Source organism: Streptomyces cellostaticus (genome assembly GCF_001513965.1).
Classification (GTDB): Bacteria; Actinomycetota; Actinomycetes; order Streptomycetales; family Streptomycetaceae; genus Streptomyces; species Streptomyces cellostaticus.
Map to the genome: position 1 here is coordinate 65,908 of NZ_KQ948033.1, position 19,704 is coordinate 85,611.

The 19,704-nt window shown below is 70.6% G+C and carries 19 protein-coding genes; 15 read left to right on the plus strand and 4 right to left on the minus strand.

Annotated elements, in window-relative coordinates:
• Window positions 1-160 precede the first annotated feature (160 nt).
• The 7 genes from recG (at window position 161) to rnc (ending at window position 6,507) form a co-directional block, all read left to right on the plus strand.
• Window positions 161-2,380 carry an ATP-dependent DNA helicase RecG gene (recG, locus tag AQI88_RS29325; protein ID WP_067004878.1) on the plus strand — a complete coding sequence of 740 codons (2,220 nt, stop codon included), beginning with the start codon at window positions 161-163 and terminating at the stop codon, window positions 2,378-2,380.
• A gap of 135 nt (window positions 2,381-2,515) precedes the next feature.
• Window positions 2,516-3,103, plus strand: coding sequence for a 16S rRNA (guanine(966)-N(2))-methyltransferase RsmD (gene rsmD / locus AQI88_RS29330; RefSeq protein WP_067004880.1), 588 nt, complete (start codon window positions 2,516-2,518; stop codon window positions 3,101-3,103).
• A gap of 26 nt (window positions 3,104-3,129) precedes the next feature.
• The gene (gene coaD / locus AQI88_RS29335; RefSeq protein ID WP_067004882.1) at window positions 3,130-3,609 is read left to right on the plus strand and encodes a pantetheine-phosphate adenylyltransferase; all 480 of its coding nucleotides are present in this window, start codon (window positions 3,130-3,132) and stop codon (window positions 3,607-3,609) included.
• A 70-nt stretch (window positions 3,610-3,679) separates the two neighbouring features.
• The gene (locus AQI88_RS29340; RefSeq protein WP_067004884.1) at window positions 3,680-4,762 is read left to right on the plus strand and encodes an ATP synthase F0 subunit B; all 1,083 of its coding nucleotides are present in this window, start codon (window positions 3,680-3,682) and stop codon (window positions 4,760-4,762) included.
• 130 nt (window positions 4,763-4,892) lie between these two features.
• Window positions 4,893-5,537: a YceD family protein gene (locus AQI88_RS29345; protein ID WP_067004886.1), complete on the plus strand. Its 645-nt coding sequence runs from the start codon at window positions 4,893-4,895 to the stop codon at window positions 5,535-5,537.
• 2 nt (window positions 5,538-5,539) lie between these two features.
• On the plus strand, window positions 5,540-5,713 hold the full coding sequence (rpmF, locus tag AQI88_RS29350) for a 50S ribosomal protein L32 (protein WP_003951102.1): 174 nt from the start codon (window positions 5,540-5,542) through the stop codon (window positions 5,711-5,713).
• Between the two features lie 8 nt (window positions 5,714-5,721).
• The gene (rnc, locus tag AQI88_RS29355; RefSeq protein WP_208615932.1) at window positions 5,722-6,507 is read left to right on the plus strand and encodes a ribonuclease III; all 786 of its coding nucleotides are present in this window, start codon (window positions 5,722-5,724) and stop codon (window positions 6,505-6,507) included.
• 56 nt (window positions 6,508-6,563) lie between these two features.
• Here rnc and AQI88_RS46130 read toward each other — a convergent pair whose 3' ends face one another.
• Complete coding sequence (locus AQI88_RS46130) at window positions 6,564-7,130, minus strand: hypothetical protein (protein ID WP_159050416.1); 567 nt, start codon at window positions 7,128-7,130, stop codon at window positions 6,564-6,566.
• Window positions 7,131-7,201: 71 nt separating this feature from the next.
• On the opposite strand from AQI88_RS46130, the gene AQI88_RS29365 reads away from it, so the two are divergent.
• Together AQI88_RS29365 and mutM are read left to right on the plus strand one after the other, a co-directional pair.
• Window positions 7,202-7,501, plus strand: a complete 300-nt coding sequence (locus tag AQI88_RS29365; RefSeq protein ID WP_067004892.1) for a hypothetical protein — start codon at window positions 7,202-7,204, stop codon at window positions 7,499-7,501.
• Between the two features lie 70 nt (window positions 7,502-7,571).
• Window positions 7,572-8,432, plus strand: coding sequence for a bifunctional DNA-formamidopyrimidine glycosylase/DNA-(apurinic or apyrimidinic site) lyase (gene mutM / locus AQI88_RS29370; protein WP_067004894.1), 861 nt, complete (start codon window positions 7,572-7,574; stop codon window positions 8,430-8,432).
• Here mutM and AQI88_RS29375 read toward each other — a convergent pair.
• Window positions 8,405-8,815, minus strand: coding sequence for a winged helix-turn-helix transcriptional regulator (locus AQI88_RS29375; protein WP_067004896.1), 411 nt, complete (start codon window positions 8,813-8,815; stop codon window positions 8,405-8,407). The genes mutM and AQI88_RS29375 overlap by 28 nt on opposite strands.
• 126 nt (window positions 8,816-8,941) lie before the next feature.
• Between AQI88_RS29375 and AQI88_RS29380 the strand changes: the two genes are divergently transcribed.
• Both AQI88_RS29380 and AQI88_RS29385 read left to right on the plus strand, forming a co-directional pair.
• Window positions 8,942-9,526 carry a flavodoxin family protein gene (locus AQI88_RS29380; protein WP_067004898.1) on the plus strand — a complete coding sequence of 195 codons (585 nt, stop codon included), beginning with the start codon at window positions 8,942-8,944 and terminating at the stop codon, window positions 9,524-9,526.
• 68 nt (window positions 9,527-9,594) lie between these two features.
• Entirely contained in the window at window positions 9,595-9,999 is a 405-nt protein-coding gene (locus AQI88_RS29385; RefSeq protein ID WP_067004900.1) for an SSI family serine proteinase inhibitor, read from the plus strand.
• A 65-nt stretch (window positions 10,000-10,064) separates the two neighbouring features.
• On the opposite strand, the gene AQI88_RS29390 is transcribed toward AQI88_RS29385, so the two are convergent.
• The gene (locus AQI88_RS29390; RefSeq protein WP_067005037.1) at window positions 10,065-11,240 is read right to left on the minus strand and encodes a CAP domain-containing protein; all 1,176 of its coding nucleotides are present in this window, start codon (window positions 11,238-11,240) and stop codon (window positions 10,065-10,067) included.
• Window positions 11,241-11,422: 182 nt separating this feature from the next.
• Between AQI88_RS29390 and AQI88_RS29395 the strand changes: the two genes are divergently transcribed.
• The 4 genes from AQI88_RS29395 to AQI88_RS29410 all read left to right on the plus strand — a co-directional run bounded on the left by AQI88_RS29395 (window position 11,423) and on the right by AQI88_RS29410 (window position 18,367).
• Window positions 11,423-11,704 carry an acylphosphatase gene (locus tag AQI88_RS29395; RefSeq protein WP_067004903.1) on the plus strand — a complete coding sequence of 94 codons (282 nt, stop codon included), beginning with the start codon at window positions 11,423-11,425 and terminating at the stop codon, window positions 11,702-11,704.
• Between the two features lie 383 nt (window positions 11,705-12,087).
• The gene (locus AQI88_RS29400) at window positions 12,088-12,291 is read left to right on the plus strand and encodes a hypothetical protein (RefSeq protein WP_067004905.1); all 204 of its coding nucleotides are present in this window, start codon (window positions 12,088-12,090) and stop codon (window positions 12,289-12,291) included.
• 245 nt (window positions 12,292-12,536) lie between these two features.
• The gene (locus tag AQI88_RS29405) at window positions 12,537-16,730 is read left to right on the plus strand and encodes a chromosome segregation SMC family protein (RefSeq protein WP_067004907.1); all 4,194 of its coding nucleotides are present in this window, start codon (window positions 12,537-12,539) and stop codon (window positions 16,728-16,730) included.
• Window positions 16,731-16,948: 218 nt separating this feature from the next.
• A complete protein-coding gene (locus AQI88_RS29410; protein WP_067004909.1) occupies window positions 16,949-18,367 on the plus strand; it encodes a sugar porter family MFS transporter in 1,419 nt (472 codons plus the stop codon).
• Window positions 18,368-18,674: 307 nt separating this feature from the next.
• Here AQI88_RS29410 and AQI88_RS29415 read toward each other — a convergent pair whose 3' ends face one another.
• A complete protein-coding gene (locus AQI88_RS29415) occupies window positions 18,675-19,646 on the minus strand; it encodes an LLM class flavin-dependent oxidoreductase (RefSeq protein WP_067004911.1) in 972 nt (323 codons plus the stop codon).
• Window positions 19,647-19,704 lie beyond the last annotated feature (58 nt).

Sequence of the window (19,704 nt, forward strand, 5' to 3'; positions counted from 1 at the left end):
GACCGCGGGGGATGGCCGGAGCGCGCCATCCTAGAGCCGGAACGGCCCACCTGACCAGCACTTTCCCGGACGTTTACGGCCTGGATCGACGAATGTGCGGGGCAGCGTCCGACGAATCCGCAGGGCAGCGTCTACGGCATTGTCAGTGGTGTGGTGTGCAATGGATCTCGTGCCCGCACTGGAAGAACCACTGAAGCAACCACTGAAGTCAGTGCTCGGCCCCGCCACCGCGAAGGTGATGGCTGAGCACCTCGGCCTGCACACCGTCGGCGACCTCCTGCACCACTACCCCCGCAGATACGAGGAGCGCGGCCAGCTCACCCACCTCGCCGACCTCCCCATGGACGAGCACGTCACGGTGGTCGCCCAGGTCGCCGACGCCCGCCTGCACACCTTCGCCTCCGCCAAGGCCCCGCGCGGCAAGGGGCAGCGGCTGGAGGTCACCATCACCGACGGCAGCGGCCGGCTCCAGCTGGTGTTCTTCGGCAACGGCGTGCACAAGCCCCACAAGGAGCTGCTGCCGGGCACGCGCGCGATGTTCGCGGGCAAGGTCTCCGTCTTCAACCGCCGCCTCCAACTGGCCCATCCTGCCTACGAGTTGCTGCGGGGCGACAGCGAGGAGGCGGTCGAGAGCTGGGCCGGCGCCCTGATCCCCCTCTACCCCGCCACCGCCAAGCTGGAGTCCTGGAAGATCGGCAAGGCCGTCCAGACGGTGCTGCCCAGCGCCCAGGAGGCCCTCGACCCGCTGCCGCCCGCCCTGCGCGAGGGCCGGGGCCTGACCACCCTCCCCGAGGCCCTGCTCAAGATCCACCGCCCGCACACCAAGGCCGACGTCGCCGACGCCCGCGCCCGCCTGAAGTGGGACGAGGCCTTCGTCCTCCAGGTCGCCCTGGCCCGCCGCCGGTACGCCGACAGCCAACTCCCCGCCGTACCGCGCACGCCGAAGCCGGACGGCCTCCTCGCGGCCTTCGACGACCGCTTGCCCTTCACCCTCACCGAGGGCCAGCAGAAGGTCTCCAAGGAGATCTTCGACGACCTCGCCACCGAGCACCCGATGCACCGGCTGCTTCAGGGAGAGGTGGGTTCAGGAAAGACGATGGTGGCCCTTCGCGCCATGCTCGCCGTGGTCGACGCGGGCGGCCAGGCGGCCATGCTCGCGCCCACCGAGGTCCTCGCCCAGCAGCACCACCGATCGATCGTGGAGATGATGGGCGAGCTGGCCGAGGGCGGCATGCTGGGCGGCGCCGAGCACGCCACCAAGGTGGTGCTGCTCACCGGCTCGATGGGCGCGGCCGGCCGCCGCCAGGCCCTGCTGGACCTCGTCACCGGCGAGGCGGGGATCGTGATCGGCACGCACGCGTTGATCGAGGACAAGGTGCAGTTCCATGACCTCGGACTCGTGGTCGTGGACGAACAGCACCGTTTCGGCGTGGAGCAGCGCGACGCCCTGCGCGGCAAGGGCAAGCAGCCCCCGCACCTGCTGGTCATGACGGCGACCCCCATCCCGCGCACGGTCGCGATGACGGTCTTCGGCGACCTGGAGACCTCGGTCCTGGACCAGCTCCCGGCAGGCCGCTCCCCGATCGCCACCCACGTGGTCCCCGCCGCCGACAAGCCGCACTTCCTGGCCCGCGCCTGGGAGCGGGTGCGCGAGGAGGTGGAGAACGGCCATCAGGCGTACGTGGTCTGCCCCCGCATCGGCGACGAGGAGGACGACCCGAAGAAGACCGGTAATAAGGCGTCCCCCGAGGACGAGGCCGAGAAGCGCCCCCCGCTGGCCGTCCTCGACGTGGCCGACCAGCTGGCCAAGGGCCCGCTCCAGGGCCTCAAGGTCGAGGTCCTGCACGGCCGTATGCACCCCGACGACAAGGACACCGTCATGCGCCGCTTCGCAGCAGGCGAGACGGACGTCCTGGTGGCCACCACGGTCATCGAGGTCGGCGTGAACGTCCCCAACGCCACCGCCATGGTGATCATGGATGCCGACCGCTTCGGCGTCTCCCAGCTCCACCAGCTCCGCGGCCGTGTGGGCCGGGGCTCCGCCCCCGGCCTCTGCCTCCTGGTCACCGAGATGCCCGAGGCCAGCGCCGCCCGTCAGCGTCTGAACGCCGTCGCCTCCACCCTCGACGGCTTCGAACTCTCCCGCATCGACCTGGAACAACGCCGCGAGGGCGACGTCCTGGGCCAGGCCCAGTCCGGCGCCCGCTCCAGCCTCCGCGTCCTGGCGGTCATCGAGGACGAGGAGGTCATCGCGGAGGCGAGAGAGGAGGCGGCGGCGGTAGTGGCCTCCGACCCCGAGCTGGAGCACCTCCCCGGCCTGCGCACGGCCCTGGACGCCCTCTTGGACGAGGAGAGAGAGCAGTACCTGGAAAAGGGCTGAGGGGCAACACCCCCGGGGCGCGGGGAACTGCGCGACCAGCCACAACGAACCTGCACCCGCCGACGGCGCAGACGCACCCACCCCCGACCGCCTGCCAAACTGAACCGTAAAGCCGCCCACGAAGAAGGACCCCACATGACCCGCGTGATCGCCGGCCGGGCCGGCGGACGGCGCCTCTCGGTACCCCCCGGCACCGGCACCCGGCCAACATCGGACCGCGCACGCGAGGCCCTCTTCTCCACGTGGCAGTCCCTCCTCGGCGGCCCCCTGGACGGTGAACGAGTCCTCGACCTCTACGCCGGCTCGGGCGCCGTAGGCCTGGAGGCCCTCTCCCGAGGCGCAAGCCACACCCTCCTGGTCGAAGCCGACGCCCGCGCAGCAAGAACCGTCCGGGAGAACGTGAAGAACCTCGGTCTCCCCGGCGCCGAGGTGAGAGCGGGCAAAGCGGAACAGATCATCAGAACCGCACCCCCGACGGAGCCGTACGACCTCGTCTTCCTGGACCCCCCGTACGCCGTCGGAGACAACGATCTTCGCGAGATCCTGCTCACACTCCGCTCGGAAGGCTGGCTCACCGAAGAAGCCCTCGTCACCGTGGAGCGCAGCACCAGAGGCGGCGAATTCCACTGGCCGGACGGCTTCGAGGCCCTCCGGTCCCGTCGCTACGGCGAGGGAACGTTTTGGTACGGTCGCGCCGCCTCTACGTGCGAAGACGCACGATGACCGGACCGGAGAGCGAGGGAACACAAGTGCGCCGCGCAGTCTGTCCCGGGTCGTTCGACCCGATCACCAACGGACATCTCGACATCATTGCCCGCGCCTCCCGTCTGTACGACGAGGTCTACGTCGCGGTGATGATCAACAAGGCCAAGAAGGGCCTGTTCGAGATCGACGAGCGGATCGAGCTGATCCGCGAGGTCACCGCCGAGTACGCCAACGTCCGGGTCGAGGCCTTCCACGGCCTCCTCGTCGACTTCTGCAAGCAGCGCGACATCCCCGCCATCGTCAAGGGCCTGCGCGCGGTCAGCGACTTCGACTACGAACTCCAGATGGCCCAGATGAACATAGGGCTCACGGGGGTCGAGACGCTGTTCGTGCCGACCAACCCGACCTACAGCTTCCTGTCCTCCTCGCTCGTCAAGGAGGTCGCGGCCTGGGGCGGCGACGTGTCCCACCTGGTCCCGGCGCCCGTCCTGGAGGCCCTCAACAAGCGTCTGCGCAAGGACTGAAAGGCCTGCCTGAAAGGGCTACAGTCGTCCCGTCCGTCTCCAACACAGCTGTAGAGAGTGGCGAGCACAGGTGGACGTCCAGAAGAAGCTCGACGAGATCGTCTCCGCGGTCTCCGGCGCCCGGTCCATGCCGATGTCGGCCTCGTGCGTGGTCAACCGCGCCGAGCTGCTCGCGATGCTCGAAGAGGTGCGCCAGGCCCTGCCCGGCTCCCTCGCACAGGCGCAGGAGCTGATCGGCGACCGTGAGCAGATGGTCGAGCAGGCCCGTCTGGAGGCCGAGCGGATCATCGGCAACGCGCATGCCGAACGCGGCTCGCTGATCTCCGACACCGAGATCGCCCGGCGCTCCCAGACCGAGGCCGACCGGATCGTCGGCGAGGCCCGCCAGGAGGCCGAGGAGATCCGCGCCGACGCCGACGACTACGTCGACTCCAAGCTCGCCAACTTCGAGGTCGTCCTCACCAAGACCCTCGGCTCGGTCGGCCGCGGCCGCGAGAAGCTGCTCGGCACCGGGCCCGGCCTGGACGAGAACGGCTACGAGGACGAGGACGCCCCCGAGCGCAGCCAGGACCCGCAGACCCTGCGCCACAACGCCGACGCCTACGTCGACGCCAAGCTGGGCGCTTTCGAGGCGGTCCTCGCCAAGACCCTGGAGGCCGTCGGCCGCGGCCGGCAGAAGCTGCACGGCCGGATCGCCTCCGACGACCTCGGTGCCCTCGCCGACGACAACACGACCTTCCAGCACTCCAGCGACGCCGACTACCTCGCCGATCTCGCGGCCCTCGCGGACACCCCGGCCGGGCGCCCGTCACAGCCCCAGCAGCCGCCGCAGCCGTCGTACGAGCCACAGCCGGCGTACTCCGAGACGTCCGGCTACGCTCCGGCGGGAAGTGCCCCCGTCCAGCAGCAGCCCGACCCGTACGCGGGCTTCCCGCAGCAGCCCGACTACGCCCAGCAGGACCCCTACGGCTACCAGCAGGCCGACCCGTACGCCTACCAGGGCTACGACGCCCAGCAGGCCGCCTACGACCCCCAGCAGCCCCAGCAGCAGCCCCAGCAGCAGGGATACGCGCTCGACGAGACCAGCCTCTTCGACACCAGCATGATCAGCGCGGAGCAGCTTCGGGCCTACGAGCAGGGCCGCGGCCTGTAGCCACCACCGGATTGGGCCCTGAGCGAAAGGTCCAGTATCCTGGCCCTTCGGTCGCGTGTACGTCCGCGATCACCGCTGCCCGGAACACCGACGGGCGGCGTCCCTTCGAGTTCGAAGATCGAAAGCAGGAATGGCTTCCAACGCCCGCCTCGACCACCGCAACCCCCTCGTGTTCGACACGCACGAGCTGGGCCGGCGGCCTGGCGCGCTGCAGCGCCTGACCCGCGAGATCGACGCCCCCAGGGATCTCGGTATCCAGGGAGTCATCGGAGTGCCGGAAGGCGCCCCGCTGGAGCTCGAACTCCGGCTCGAGTCGGTCATGGAAGGGGTGCTCGTCACAGGCACCGCCCGTGCACAGGCCGAGGGGGAGTGCGTAAGGTGTCTGGAGCCGGTCGGGCTGGAGCTCGAAGCGGACTTCCAGGAGCTGTTCTCGTACCCTGACGCCGATGACCGGGGCCGTGTGATCGCGGAACCGGGCGACGACGCCGAGGACGACGAGGACAGGTTCTACCTCGAGGACGGACTCTTCGACCTCGAACCTCTGCTGCGCGATGCGGTGGTGCTCGCACTGCCGATGCAGCCGGTGTGCCAGGACGACTGTCTGGGCCTGTGCTCCGAGTGCGGAGCGCGGCTCACGGACGACCCGGACCACCACCACGACGCCGTCGACATCCGTTGGGCGGCACTGCAGGGACTCGCCGGTTCGCTCGAACCCGGCGAGAAGGACGAGATGAGCGGCGCCGAAGCGGGCGTCGACGAGAAGCAGGAGAAGTAGCCGTGGCTGTTCCGAAGCGGAAGATGTCGCGCAGCAACACGCGCCACCGCCGGTCGCAGTGGAAGGCTGCGGTCCCCACCCTGGTTGCGTGCGAGCGCTGCCACGAGCCCAAGCAGCAGCACATTGCGTGCCCGTCTTGCGGCACCTACAACAAGCGCCAGGTCCTCGAAGTCTGAGCCGGCTGGTGAGAGGCACTGTGTCCAGTCCCAAGAAGGCGGAAAACCAGGCCTCGTCCCACACGCTTCTGGAAGGGCGGCTCGGCTATCAGCTCGAGTCCGCCCTTCTGGTGCGCGCGCTGACCCACCGTTCCTACGCGTACGAGAACGGCGGTCTGCCGACGAACGAGCGGCTGGAGTTCCTCGGGGACTCCGTGCTCGGCCTCGTCGTCACGGACACGCTGTACCGCATCCACCCCGACCTGCCCGAAGGCCAGCTGGCCAAGTTGCGGGCCGCGGTGGTCAACTCGCGTGCGCTGGCGGAGGTCGGTCGTGGCCTCGACCTGGGCGCCTTCATCCGGCTCGGCCGTGGTGAAGAAGGCACGGGCGGCCGGGACAAGGCGTCCATTCTCGCCGACACCCTCGAAGCGGTGATCGGCGCGGTCTATCTCGATCAGGGCCTCGACGCGGCGTCCGAGCTGGTACACCGGCTCTTCGACCCGCTGATCGAGAAGTCCTCGAACCTCGGAGCCGGCCTGGACTGGAAGACCAGTCTCCAGGAGCTGACCGCGATCGAGGGGCTCGGCGTGCCCGAGTACCTGGTCACGGAGACCGGCCCCGACCACGAGAAGACCTTCACTGCTGCCGCCCGCGTCGGAGGCGTCTCGTACGGCACCGGCACCGGCCGCAGCAAGAAGGAGGCGGAACAGCAGGCCGCCGAGTCCGCCTGGCGGTCCATCCGGGCCGCGGCGGACGAGCGCGCCAAGACGGCCGAGGAGGCCGTCAAGGACGGCGACCCGTCGTCCGCCGCCTGACGAAGCAGCACCCGAGCGCCCGGCCCGCAGCCAGCGGGACCGGGCGCTCGGCTCGTTCATGGTGAGCCCGGGGGAGAGGCGAAGACACGGCCTCGGACGTCGCACAGGTGGTCGGCGAGATCGCCCCTTACGTCACCGCGGCCGCGGGCGCCTACGGTGTCGCCGTGCCGGCGCGCACCCAGGAGGAGGCCGCCGACGCGACGGTCGCCCTGGGACGGCGGCCGGCCCAGCGGATCTTCGGTGTCCGCGCGGCGGGCGAGGAACTGCCCGAAGCGCTCGCCGGCGTCGTCGAGGAGCCGGACGACGCCGACAACGGAGCGTCGCTGCGCAAGGCCATCCGCAAGGCGCTCCTCACCGACGAGGAGCCGGCCTGCGACGTACAGCCCTGCTGGCGCAGGCACCCGCCGTCCTGCACCCGGCAGCGCCTCCCAGACCGCCGTCGGCAGCGTGATCGGCGGGGACAGCATCCAGATCGGCGTGATCCGCGGGGACGCGCACTTCGGCACCCCCGAACGCGCCTGAGCGGGGCGACCCATGGCGCGCGGAGCGGACGGGAACCGGGTGGAGAACCTGCGGGCGCGGGCGGTGGCGGGCGGTGCCCACGCGGTCGGCGCCCTGGCCACGCCGGCGATCGAGGCGGGCGACCTCGACGAGGCCGTACGGCTGCACGCCCTGCCCGGGCACGGCGGCGGCCGTGTTCCGGCTCACGGGTGCGCTCGTGGACGCCCTCGTGGCGCACGGCGAGGCGGACCGGGCCATCGGGCTGCTCACCGACCCCGCCGGGGATTCTCTGCGCGACGACCTGCGCGCCGTGCTCAAGAAGCTCGGCAAGGCCGACGAACTGCGCGCCCTTGTCGACCGGGGTGACCGGCACGCGGTGTGGGATCTCGCCGCCGTCCTGCGGGCCCAGGGCCGCACTGAGGAGGCCGAGGCCCTGCTGACCTGCGGGTTCACCGCCGAAAGACGCGTGCTGCCCACCGGCCCGGCGGACTGAGCAGACCCCCGCGATACGCTGCCCACAGCGCTTGCCCAGCGCCGGATCCGCAGCCGCCCCAAGGAGAACCGTGCCCGAGTTGCCCGAGGTCGAGGTCGTCCGGCGCGGTCTGGAGCGCTGGGTCGCCCACCGCACCGTCGCCGACGTCGAGGTGCTGCACCCCCGTGCCGTGCGCCGGCACATCGCGGGCGCCGACGACTTCGCGCACCGGCTCAAGGGCCACCACATCGGTACCCCCAGCCGGCGTGGCAAGTACCTGTGGCTGCCGCTGGAGGAGACCAACCAGTCCGTCCTCGCCCACCTCGGCATGAGCGGCCAACTGCTGGTGCAGCCGCACGAGGCGCCGGACGAGAAGCACCTGCGCATCCGCGTCCGGTTCGCCGACGGGCAAGGCACCGAGCTGCGCTTCGTGGACCAGCGCACCTTCGGCGGTCTGTCGCTGCACGACAACACCCCCGAGGGCCTGCCCGACGTCATCGCACACATCGCCCGGGATCCGCTCGACCCGCTGTTCGACGACGAGGCCTTCCACCAGGCCCTGCGCCGCAAGCGCACCACCATCAAACGGGCCCTGCTCGACCAGTCCCTGATCAGCGGGGTCGGCAACATCTACGCGGACGAGGCCCTGTGGCGCGCCCGCGTCCACTACGAGCGTCCGACGGCGAACTTCACCCGCCCGCGCACGGCCGAACTCCTGGGCCACGTCCGGGACGTCATGAATGCGGCCCTCTCCGTCGGCGGCACCAGCTTCGACAGCCTGTACGTCAACGTCAACGGCGAGTCGGGCTACTTCGACCGGTCCCTGGACGCCTACGGCCGCGAGGGCCTGCCCTGCAAGCGCTGCGGCACCCCCATGCGCCGCCGCCCCTGGATGAACCGGTCCAGCTACTTCTGCCCCACGTGTCAGAGGGCGCCGCGCGTCTCGTCGTAGCGCGTGCGGGAGGCGAGGACGTCGTCCATGGCGCCCTCCACGCAGTGGATGAGGGCGAGCAGCCGTTCGGCGACCTCGCGGCCCAGGGGCGTCAGTTCGTAGTCCACGCGGGGCGGGTTGGTCGGCTGGGCCTCGCGGTGGACCAGGCCGTCGCGCTCCAGCGCGTGCAGGGTCTGGGACAGCATCTTCTCGCTCACCCCGTCGACCCGGCGGCGCAGCTCGTTGAAGCGCAGTGAACCCTCGTACAGCGCGCCGAGCGTCAGTCCGCCCCAGCGGCCCGTGACGTGCTCCAGCGTGCCGCGCGAGGGGCATGCCTTGGCAAACACGTTGTAGGCGAGGTCGTCCTGATCCGGGGTGCCGGTCAGGTCCTGGGTGCTGGTCATGACACAAGCGTACGTCAGCGCAGCGCTAACCGACAGGTTGCACTAACCGAAAGTTAGTGCTTTCCTGGGGTCACTGCTTTTGAGCTGCCCGTTCTGGCTATTCAAGTGCTTTGAGGAGCAATCATCGTGACCACCCCTGTCGTGTCCATCGCCTACCACTCCGGCTACGGCCACACCGCCGTGCTCGCGGAGGCCGTCCGCGCCGGTGCCGCCGAGGCCGGTGCCGAGGTCCACCTGATCAAGGTCGACGAGATCACCGACGAGCAGTGGGAGACGCTGGACCGCTCCGACGCGATCGTCTTCGGCTCGCCCACCTATATGGGTACCGCGTCCGGCGCCTTCCACGTCTTCGCCGAGGCGTCCTCCAAGCGCTGGTTCGGGCAGGACTGGAAGGACAAGCTGGCGGCCGGCTTCACCAACTCCGGCTCCAAGAGCGGCGACAAGCTGCACACGCTGCAGTTCTTCCAGATCCTCGCCGGCCAGCACGGCATGCACTGGGTCAACCTCGGCCTGCACCCCGGCTGGAACAACAGCGAGGGCACCGAGCACGATCTCAACCGCCTCGGCGTCTTCGCGGGCGCGGCGGCCCAGACCAACGTGGACGAGGGCCCGGAGGCCGTGCACAAGGCCGACATAGCCACGGCCGAGCACCTGGGGCGCCGGGTGACGCAGACGGCGCAGGTGTTCGCGCGGGGACGCGCCGCCGCATGACGGGCTCGGTCCCCGACGAACTGCCTCCTGGAAAGTGACGGGCGAACGGAAGGATCGTTTGCCCTGACGTGAACAGGAAGACTGCTGCCGCCTTGATCGCCTCGGTTGTCCTCGCAGGGCTGGGAACCAGCTCCGCAGCCGCAACGGGAGGCGGGGGCGAAACCAGCCTACGGCTGACCATCACGCACCCCGGGGCCGACGCTGCGGCCCCGGCTGCGTCCTCGACGCGCTCCGTCGTGCTCTCGTGCGATCCCCCGAGCGGTCCCCACCCCAAGGCCGCCGAGGCATGCAAGGATCTGGACGCGTCCGAGGGGAAGCTCGAGCGCCCCACCGGCACGGTGTGCATCCTGATCTACGCCCCGGTCATCGCACAGGCGGAGGGGCTCTGGCACGGAAGGCCGGTGAGCTTCAAGCACACGTACGGCAACGACTGCGAACTCCGCGCCGGCACCCGCTCCGTCTTCGCCTTCTGACGCCGACAGGGCGATGCTTTCCGACGCCAACAGGTCGATGCTCAGGCCTCTGACCTGGGGTTCTCTCAGTAGCCGAAGTCCTGCGTCCACCAAGGCCCGCCCGGACCGAAGTGCACGCCGACGCCGAGGGTCTTGAAGTCGCAGTTCAGTATGTTGGCGCGGTGGCCGGGGCTGTTCATCCAGGCTTCCATCACGGCCGCCGCGTCCGCCTGGCCGCGGGCTATGTTCTCGCCGCCGAGATCGGTGATGCCCGCCTTCGCGGCCCGGTCCCACGGGGTGGCCCCGTCCGGGTCGGTGTGGTCGAAGAAGCCCCGCGCGGCCATGTCGTCGCTGAACGTCCCGGCCAGCTTGGTCAGCGAGGAGTTCGCCGACAGCGCGCTGCAGCCGGCCTTCGCCCGCTCCTCGTTGACCAGCTTGAGCACCTCCGCCTCGGCGGCGGCCTGCGTCGACACCGTCACCGGTGCGGAGGTCGCCGTCGGTGCCTTGGTCGCCGTACGCGACGGCCTGGCCTTCGGCGGGCCGGCCTTGTCCGTCGGCTTCGGCTTGGTCGAGGGCTTCTCCGTAGGCGTCGGAGAGGCCGGGGCAGAGGCAGAGGCAGAGGCAGAGGCAGAGGCGGAAGCAGAGGCGGAAGCAGAGGCGGAAGCAGAGGCGGAGGCGGAGGCCGACGGGGAGGCGGGCGGGGTCGGCGAGGCCGAGCGCCCGGTGTCGCTGCCCGTGGGCGAGCCACCGCCGCCCGGGCTGTTCGCGCTGCCGGAGGTGCCGCCCTGCTCGGTGGCGGTGTTGCTGGGGGAGCCCTCGGCCTGCACCCGGTCGCCGCCGGTGGTGTGCGTACTGCCGCCGAGCCGGTAGTTGTCCAGGCCGGGCATCACGCCCGTGGCCACGGCGATCGTGCCGATGGCGACGGCGGCGGAGACCCCGAGCAGACCGGTGCGCACCGGCTTCGCCACCTTCGTCCGGCGCCGGTGGGCCGGGGAAGGGTCGCCGTCCGGGGTGAAGCCACCGGCGCCGGGCGCGTCCTGCGGCGGCTCGGCGGACGTCGCGTACAGGAAGGCGGTGCTCCGGGCGTTGGCCTCGGCGTACGCCTCCGGGTTCAGATAGGGCGCGATGCCCATGGGCGCGTGCTCACCCGCGTGCGAGTCCTGTGGGTCCTCGCCGCCCGTGACCGGGCCGTGCGTGTGGGTGACCCCCGTGGCGCGGCCCTTGGCGGCGCGGCCGGCGGCGGAGCGTCGGTGGCGTCCCATGTCCTTGCCCTCTTCCTCGTCCTCGCGGTCGACCTGGCGCCGTGCCGGCGAGTAGCTCCTTCTGGCCAACCCGACTCACTCGATCGAGTGAGTTTCATATGAGATGTATTGGGTGGGGACGGTACCCCATGCCGCTGGGGGAGGAAGTGTTCCGAGCGACATCGGCCGGTTAGGTTGCCCCCATGAGTGAGGATGCACGGCTGGTCGCCTGGGTGCGCGGACGCGTTCAGGGTGTGGGTTTCCGCTGGTTCACGCGTGCCAAGGCGCTGGAGATCGGCGGCCTGAGTGGTTTTGCTCTCAATTTGGGCGATGGTCGCGTCCAGGTGGTCGCGGAGGGGGCGCGCGAGGGTTGTGAAGGGCTGCTGGACTGGCTCGAGGGCGGCGACACGCCCGGGTGTGTGGACGGTGTCACCGAGATCTGGGACACACCCCGCGGCGGCTACGACGGCTTCGCGATCCGCTGAGTCGTTTCTGTAAAGCTCCGCAGGCCGGTGCGCGGCGAGCTGCCCCGGGCACATGCTCGAAGCAGAAACTACCTGGTGGTTGCCAAGAACGGCGTGGCATGGCAGGCTCCGCTGGTACAGCTGATCGCCACGCCCTGAGGGCCCCCGCAGGAGACGCCGCGCCGCCGTTCGCAGGCCGTGCGCCCCGGGTTTGCCCGTCAATACAGGGCGTGATCGTGTTGACCGTCAAACTTTTTGGTGAGACGCTGAAAGCCCCGCGCACCTTAGCTGTTTGGCATGTAAGAACGGCAGAGCAACCCTCGAGTGTGCCAAGCACCGCGGGTGCGAATCCCTCACGACCCACACCGCATCGGTCGGTCACTCAGTGTGGAGGACCATCCATCATGGCAAAGGCGCTTCTCGGTTACGTCGGCGGCTCCGACCCTCGACTCCTCGCCGAGATGCGACGGCTGCAGCAGCGTGTCCAGGACCTGGAGTCCGAGCTCGGACGGATCCAGGCGGAGAACGATGCGCTGACGGCTGCCGCCTCTCAGGACAGGATCATGGAGAGCATCGACGCACACCAGGCGGAGCCTGCGCTCACCTGATCGCTGCATCGCTCCACGACAGCAGTCGCGGCGGTTGGGCTGCCCGTATCAACCGCACAGTTGTCAGACAAACTGAAACCCAGTTGTCAGAGTTGCAAGGGACGCTTCGGCGTCCCTTCGTTCTTTCCCCCGCGCACCCTTTCACTGTCTTTAACGTCTGGTGTGCCCTGCGTGTTCAACGGCGAAACCGTGGGGTTGCGAGTGTTCGTGGAGTGAGATAGGCGCGGAAGGTAGAGTCCGGCGGCGTGCACCTCAAGGCCCTGACCCTCCGCGGGTTCAAATCGTTCGCCTCCGCGACCACGCTCCGTTTCGAACCGGGGATCACGTGTGTCGTCGGCCCGAACGGCTCGGGCAAGTCCAACGTCGTGGACGCGCTCAGCTGGGTCATGGGTGAGCAGGGCGCCAAGTCGCTGCGCGGCGGCAAGATGGAGGACGTCATCTTCGCCGGCACCACGGGCCGCCCGCCGCTGGGCCGCGCCGAGGTGTCCCTGACCATCGACAACTCCGACGGCGCGCTGCCCATCGAGTACGCCGAGGTCACCATCACGCGGATCATGTTCCGCAACGGCGGCAGCGAGTACCAGATCAACGGCGACACCTGCCGCCTCCTGGACATCCAGGAACTCCTCTCCGACTCCGGTATCGGCCGCGAGATGCACGTCATCGTCGGCCAGGGCCAGCTCGACTCCGTGCTGCACGCGGACCCGATGGGCCGCCGCGCCTTCATCGAAGAGGCCGCGGGTGTGCTCAAGCACCGCAAGCGCAAGGAGAAGGCGCTGCGGAAGCTGGACGCGATGCAGGCCAACCTCGCGCGCGTGCAGGACCTCACCGACGAGCTGCGCCGCCAGCTCAAGCCGCTCGGCCGCCAGGCGGCGGTCGCGCGCAGAGCCGCCGTCATCCAGGCGGACCTCCGTGACGCACGCCTGCGGCTGCTCGCCGACGACCTCGTACGACTGCGCGAGGCGCTCAAGGCCGAGATCGCCGACGAGGCGGCCCTGAAGGAACGCAAGGAATCCGCCGAGCAGGAACTGAAGAAGGCGCTCCAGCGGGAGGCCCTGCTGGAGGACGAGGTACGGCAGCTCACGCCGCGCCTGCAGCGCGCCCAGCAGACCTGGTACGAGCTGTCCCAGCTGGCCGAACGGGTGCGCGGCACCGTCTCGCTGGCCGACGCCCGGGTCAAGAGCGCCACCTCGGCACCCCCCGAGGAACGGCGCGGCCGGGACCCCGAGGACCTGGAGCGCGAGGCCGCCCGCATCCGCGAGCAGGAGGCCGAGCTGGAGGCCGCCCTGGAGGCGGCCCAGCGCGCCCTCGACGACACGGTCACCCACCGCGCCGAGCTGGAGCGGGAACTGGCGGTCGAGGAACGCCGCCTCAAGGACGTCGCCCGCGCCATCGCCGACCGCCGCGAAGGGCTCGCCCGTCTCTCCGGCCAGGTCAACGCGGCCCGCTCGCGCGCCGCCTCCGCCCAGGCCGAGATCGACCGGCTGGCCGCCGCCCGCGACGAGGCCCAGGAGCGCGCGGCCTCGGCCCAGGAGGAGTACGAGGCCCTGAAGGCCGAGGTCGACGGCCTCGACGCCGAGGACGTGGACCTCGCCGAGCAGCACGAGGCGGCCAAGCGGCGGCTCGCGGAGGCGGAGGCCGCGCTGAGCGCGGCCCGCGAGGCGGCCACCGCGGCCGAACGCAGGCGCGCCGCGACCCAGGCCCGCCACGAGGCGCTGGCGCTGGGCCTTCGCCGCAAGGACGGCACCGGAATACTGCTGGGCGCCCGGGACCGCCTCACCGGAGTCCTGGGCCCGGCGGCGGAGCTGCTGACGGTGACCCCGGGCCACGAAGTTGCCCTCGCCGCGGCCTTCGGCGCGGCAGCCGACGCGATCGCCGTGACGACCCCGGCATCGGCAGCCGAGGCAATCCGCCTCCTGCGCAAGCAGGACGGGGGACGCGCCGCGCTGCTGCTGGCAGGCACACCGGAAGAGCAGCGGGCCACTGACCACGGAGCCGGCCCGCTGGACGGCGATGGCGCCGCCGGGACTGTCGGTGCCGGTGTCCGTGAGGGAGCCGGAGGCGGGGCCGGTTCGTCGGTGCGTGGTGGTGTTGCTGGGGCTTCGGGTGTCGGTGGGCTGGGGGAGTCGGGGGGCGCTGGCCGCGGCGGGGCCGGTTCGCTGGAGGGTGAGGGCGTCGCCGGGGTTGTTGGTGCTGGTGTCCGTGAGGGAGTCGGAGGCGGGGCCGGTTCGTCGGTGTGCGGTGGCGCTGGGGCTGTCGGTGCGGGTGGGCTGGCGGAGCAGCGGGCCGCTGGCCGTGGAGAAGCCGCGGGCGGGGCCGGTTCGCCGGTGGGGGGCGGTGTTGCTGGGGCTTCGGGTGTCGGTGGGCTGGGGGAGTCGGGGAGTGCTGGCCACGGCGGAGCCGGCTCGCTGGAGGGTGGCGGTGTCGCTGGGGCTTCCGGTGCCGTTGGGACGCGGGAGTCAGGGGCCGTCGATACCCGCGGCGGTCACCGCGGTCAGGGATCACCGGGCGGTGGCCCCGGTGCTGAAGTCGGCGCACGTGTCGGTGGCGGCGCATCGCCCGGGGTGAGCTCGGCGGATGCCGTTCGCAGGTCCGGCGCCGCTGGTGCCGCGGCGTCGGGTGGGAGCAGCCCCGTCGGTCCGCCCTTCGCAGCCGATCTGGTCCGTGGCCCCGCCGAACTCATGCCTGCCGTACGGCGCTTGCTGAGCGGGATCGTCGTCGTAGGCACGCTCGAAGACGCCGAGGACCTCGTCTACGCGCACCCCGACCTCACCGCCGTCACCGCCGAAGGCGACCTGCTCGGTGCGCACTTCGCGCACGGCGGGTCGGCCGGGGCGCCCAGCCTGCTGGAGGTGCAGGCCTCCGTGGACGAGGCCGCAGCGGAGCTGGAAGAGCTGGCCGTGCGCTGCGAGGAGCTGACCGAGGCGCAGCGCGTGGCGGCCGAGCGGCGCGTGGAGACCGCCGCGCTCGTGGAGGAGCTGGGCGAGCGGCGCCGGGCCGCCGACCGGGAGAAGTCGGCCGTGGCCCAGCAGCTCGGCCGGCTCGCCGGGCAGGCGCGGGGCGCCGCCGGGGAGGCCGAGCGGTCGGCCGTGGCGGCCGCACGTGCGCAGGAGGCGCTGGAGAAGGCCGTAGAGGAGGCCGAGGAACTGGCCGAGCGGCTGGCCGTCGCCGAGGAGATGCCGGTCGAGGAGGAGCCGGACACGTCCGTACGGGACCGGCTCGTCGCCGATGGTGCCAACGCCCGGCAGACCGAGATGGAGGCCCGCCTTCAGGTCCGTACGCACGAGGAGCGGGTGAAGGGGCTCGCCGGACGGGCCGACTCGCTGGACCGGGCCGCCCGCGCGGAACGCGAGGCACGCGCGCGTGCCGAGCAGCGGCAGGCCCGGCTGCGCCACGAGGCCGCCGTCGCGGAGGCCGTCGCGGCCGGCACCCGCCAGCTGCTCGCCCACGTCGAGGTGTCCCTCGGCCGGGCCGAGCAGGAGCGGGCCGTCGCCGAGGCCGCCAAGGCCGTACGCGAACAGGAGCTGACCGCGGCCCGCACCGCAGGACGCGAACTCAAGTCCGAACTGGACAAATTGACGGATTCGGTGCACCGGGGCGAGGTGCTCGGCGCCGAGAAGCGGCTGCGGATCGAGCAGCTGGAGACCAAGGCGCTGGAGGAGCTGGGCGTCGAACCCGCCGGGCTCGTGTCCGAGTACGGGCCGCACCAGCTCGTGCCGCCCTCCCTGCCCGCCGAGGGCGAGGTGCTGCCGGAGGACCCGGAGGATCCCCGCAATCAGCCGAAGCCGTTCGTCCGCGCCGACCAGGAGAAGCGGCTCAAAGCCGCCGAGCGCGCCCATCAGCAGCTGGGCAAGGTGAACCCGCTGGCGCTGGAGGAGTTCGCCGCCTTGGAAGAGCGTCACAAGTTCCTCAGCGAGCAGCTCGAAGACCTGAAGAAGACCCGCGCCGACCTGCTCCAGGTGGTCAAGGAGGTGGACGAGCGCGTCGAGCAGGTGTTCACCGAGGCGTACCGGGACACGGCCCGCGAGTTCGAGGGCGTCTTCAGCCGGCTGTTCCCGGGCGGCGAGGGACGGCTGATCCTGACCGATCCGGACAACATGCTCACCACGGGTGTCGACGTCGAGGCGCGTCCGCCGGGCAAGAAGGTCAAGCGGCTCTCCCTGCTCTCGGGCGGTGAGCGGTCGCTGACCGCCGTCGCGCTGCTGGTGTCGATCTTCAAGGCCCGGCCGAGCCCGTTCTATGTCATGGACGAGGTCGAGGCCGCCCTCGACGACACCAACCTCCAGCGGCTGATCCGGATCATGCAGGAGTTGCAGGAGGCCTCGCAGCTGATCGTGATCACGCACCAGAAGCGCACGATGGAGGTCGCCGACGCGCTGTACGGCGTCTCCATGCAGGGCGATGGTGTGTCAAAGGTCATCTCGCAGCGGCTGCGATAGCCGCCCAGCCGTCAATCGTTCAAGAAGTGAACTCGGCACCCTCGGGCATATCGAGAAACTCACAGACATTGAAGTATTGACTTCGAAACTTGAAGGCATAGTCTCTGCAACGTTGCTTTTACCTTCAGGTGTGAGCGGTGTGCCTCCCCGTGCGCCACTTCAACCCTGGAAGGGCTCACCCCCACCCGGCAGCGTTGCCGGTGGCCCGAGGAGAACACGTGACCAGCACAGCGCAGGCACCCCAGTCAGGAGCCAGGACGGCTCACCCCGAACATCTCGGGCATGTCATCTTCATCGCGGCCGCGGCCGCGATGGGCGGTTTCCTCTTCGGCTACGACAGCTCCGTGATCAACGGCGCCGTCGAGGCCATCCGGGGCCGTTACGACATCGGGTCCGCAGCGCTGGCCCAGGTCATCGCCATCGCCCTGATCGGCTGCGCCATCGGTGCCGCGACCGCCGGCCGCATAGCCGACCGGATCGGCCGCATTCGGGTCATGCAGATCGCCGCCCTGCTGTTCACGGTCAGCGCCGTCGGCTCGGCGCTGCCCTTCTCGCTGTGGGACTTCGCCTTCTGGCGCGTCGTCGGCGGCTTCGCCATCGGCATGGCCTCGGTCATCGGCCCCGCCTACATCGCCGAGGTCGCCCCGCCCGCCTACCGCGGCCGCCTCGGCTCCTTCCAGCAGGCCGCGATCGTCATCGGCATCGCCATCTCGCAGCTGGTCAACTGGGGCCTGCTCAACGCCGCCGGCGGCGACCAGCGTGGCAAGCTGATGGGCCTGGAGGCCTGGCAGGTCATGCTCGGGGTCATGGTCGTCCCGGCCGTCCTGTACGGCCTGCTTTCCTTCGCCATCCCAGAGTCCCCGCGCTTCCTGATCTCCGTCGGCAAGCGGGAGCGCGCCAAGGAGATCCTCGCCGAGGTCGAGGGCCAGGACCGTGACCTGGACGCCCGCGTCGCCGAGATCGAGCACGCGATGAACAGCGAGCACAAGTCCACCTTCAAGGACCTGCTCGGCGGCGGCTTCTTCTTCAAGCCGATCGTCTGGATCGGTATCGGCCTCTCGGTCTTCCAGCAGTTCGTCGGCATCAACGTCGCGTTCTACTACTCCTCGACGCTGTGGCAGTCGGTCGGTGTCGACCCGACGGACTCGTTCTTCTACTCCTTCACGACGTCGATCATCAACATCGTCGGCACCGTGATCGCGATGATCTTCGTGGACCGCATCGGCCGCAGGCCGCTCGCGCTCATCGGCTCGGTCGGCATGGCCCTCGGTCTCGCGCTGGAGGCCTGGGCGTTCTCGTACCACCTGGTGGACGGCAAGCTGCCCGCCACCCAGGGCTGGATCGCCCTGATCGCCGCCCATGTGTTCGTCCTCTTCTTCGCCCTGTCCTGGGGTGTGGTCGTCTGGGTCATGCTCGGCGAGATGTTCCCGAACAAGATCCGCGCCGCCGCCCTGGGCGTGGCCGCCGCCGCGCAGTGGGTCGCCAACTGGGCCATCACCGCGAGCTTCCCGTCGCTGGCCGACTGGAGCCTGTCCGGCACCTACGTGATCTACACGGTCTTCGCCGCGCTCTCGATCCCGTTCGTCCTGAAGTTCGTCAAGGAGACGAAGGGCAAGGCGCTGGAGGAGATGGGCTGAGCAGCCCCGCGAACTCGGGGAGAAGGGCCAAGTCCCCGCTGCCCCTCTCCTCGTACCCTCCGCCGCCCCCGGCCCGGCCACTGCCCGGACCGGGGGCGGCGGTGTGTCGTACGGGCACGGTCGCCAGGGTCGTACGAGCACGGTCGCCAGGGTCGTATGAGCACGGTCACCAGATGAGGACGCGGGCTCCGAGCCGCTGAGGCCGTTCGGTCCCCGGACGACCACATCCGCACAAAGACTCATGGGCCCAGCGGATCACTGCCGGTTCCGGCCGGACCACGCGAACGCGCCGCAGCCGAGCCCCGCGTCAGCCGCCCACGGCCGGAAGCACCCGCTCCGCGAACAGCCGCAGGCTGCGCCACCCTTCCTCCACCGGCATCCCGCCCGCCAGCGGATGCAGGACGAGACTGTCCAGCCCCTGGGCCACGCACTGCTCCGGCGTCAGGATCCGGTACACGCCCTCCGCGCGCAGCTCCTGCACCGTCGTCGCCGCCGACTTCACGGCCGAGCGGATGTCCCCGGACTGCCAGGAGGCGTACGTCCGGGCCTCGTGCAGGAAGTGCTCGCCGTACTGCGACCACGCGCGGTCCGGATCCTCGGCGAGGTGCAGCAGCGGAGTCTCGGCGGCGGGCATCATCGTCCAGCCGTCGGTGCCGTACTCCGTGAGCTTCTCCTTGTAGTACGCCTCCAGCTCCGGCAGATGCGCGCTGGGGAAGAAGGGGAGGCCGAGCCGGGCGGCCCGGCGGGCGGCTGCCTTCGAGGAACCGCCGACCAGCAGCAGGGGGTGCGGATCGGTGTACGGGCGCGGGGTGAGCCGTACCGTACGGCCCCGGTGGGCGAACTCCTCGCCGGTCCAGGCCTTCAGCAGGGTTTCCAGCAGCTCGTCCTGGAGCCGGCCCCGCCGCTTCCAGTCGACGTCGAACAGGGCGTACTCCTCGGGCCGGTAGCCGATCCCGGCCACCGTCACCAGCCGCCCGCCGCTGAGCAGATCCAGTACCGCGATCTCCTCGGCCAGCCGCAGCGGGTCGTGCAGCGGGCCGATCACCGCCGACACCGTGACCGCGATGTTCCGGGTCGCCCCGAACACCGCGCCGGCGAAGGCGAACGGCGACGGCAGCCAGTTGTTGTCGGCGCCGTGGTGCTCCTCGGTCTGCACGGTGGTGATCCCGTGCTCGTCCGCGTACGCGGCCATCTCCAGGGCGGCCCGGTAGCGGGCGGCGAGCTCGGCGGAAGTGGCGCCGGGAGCGACGAGGTTGAAGCGTACGACCGTGACGGGCATGGGAAGTCCCCCTCCGGTGCTACTCGTTGGAGGGGGACAGTAGCTGACGATGTGTCAG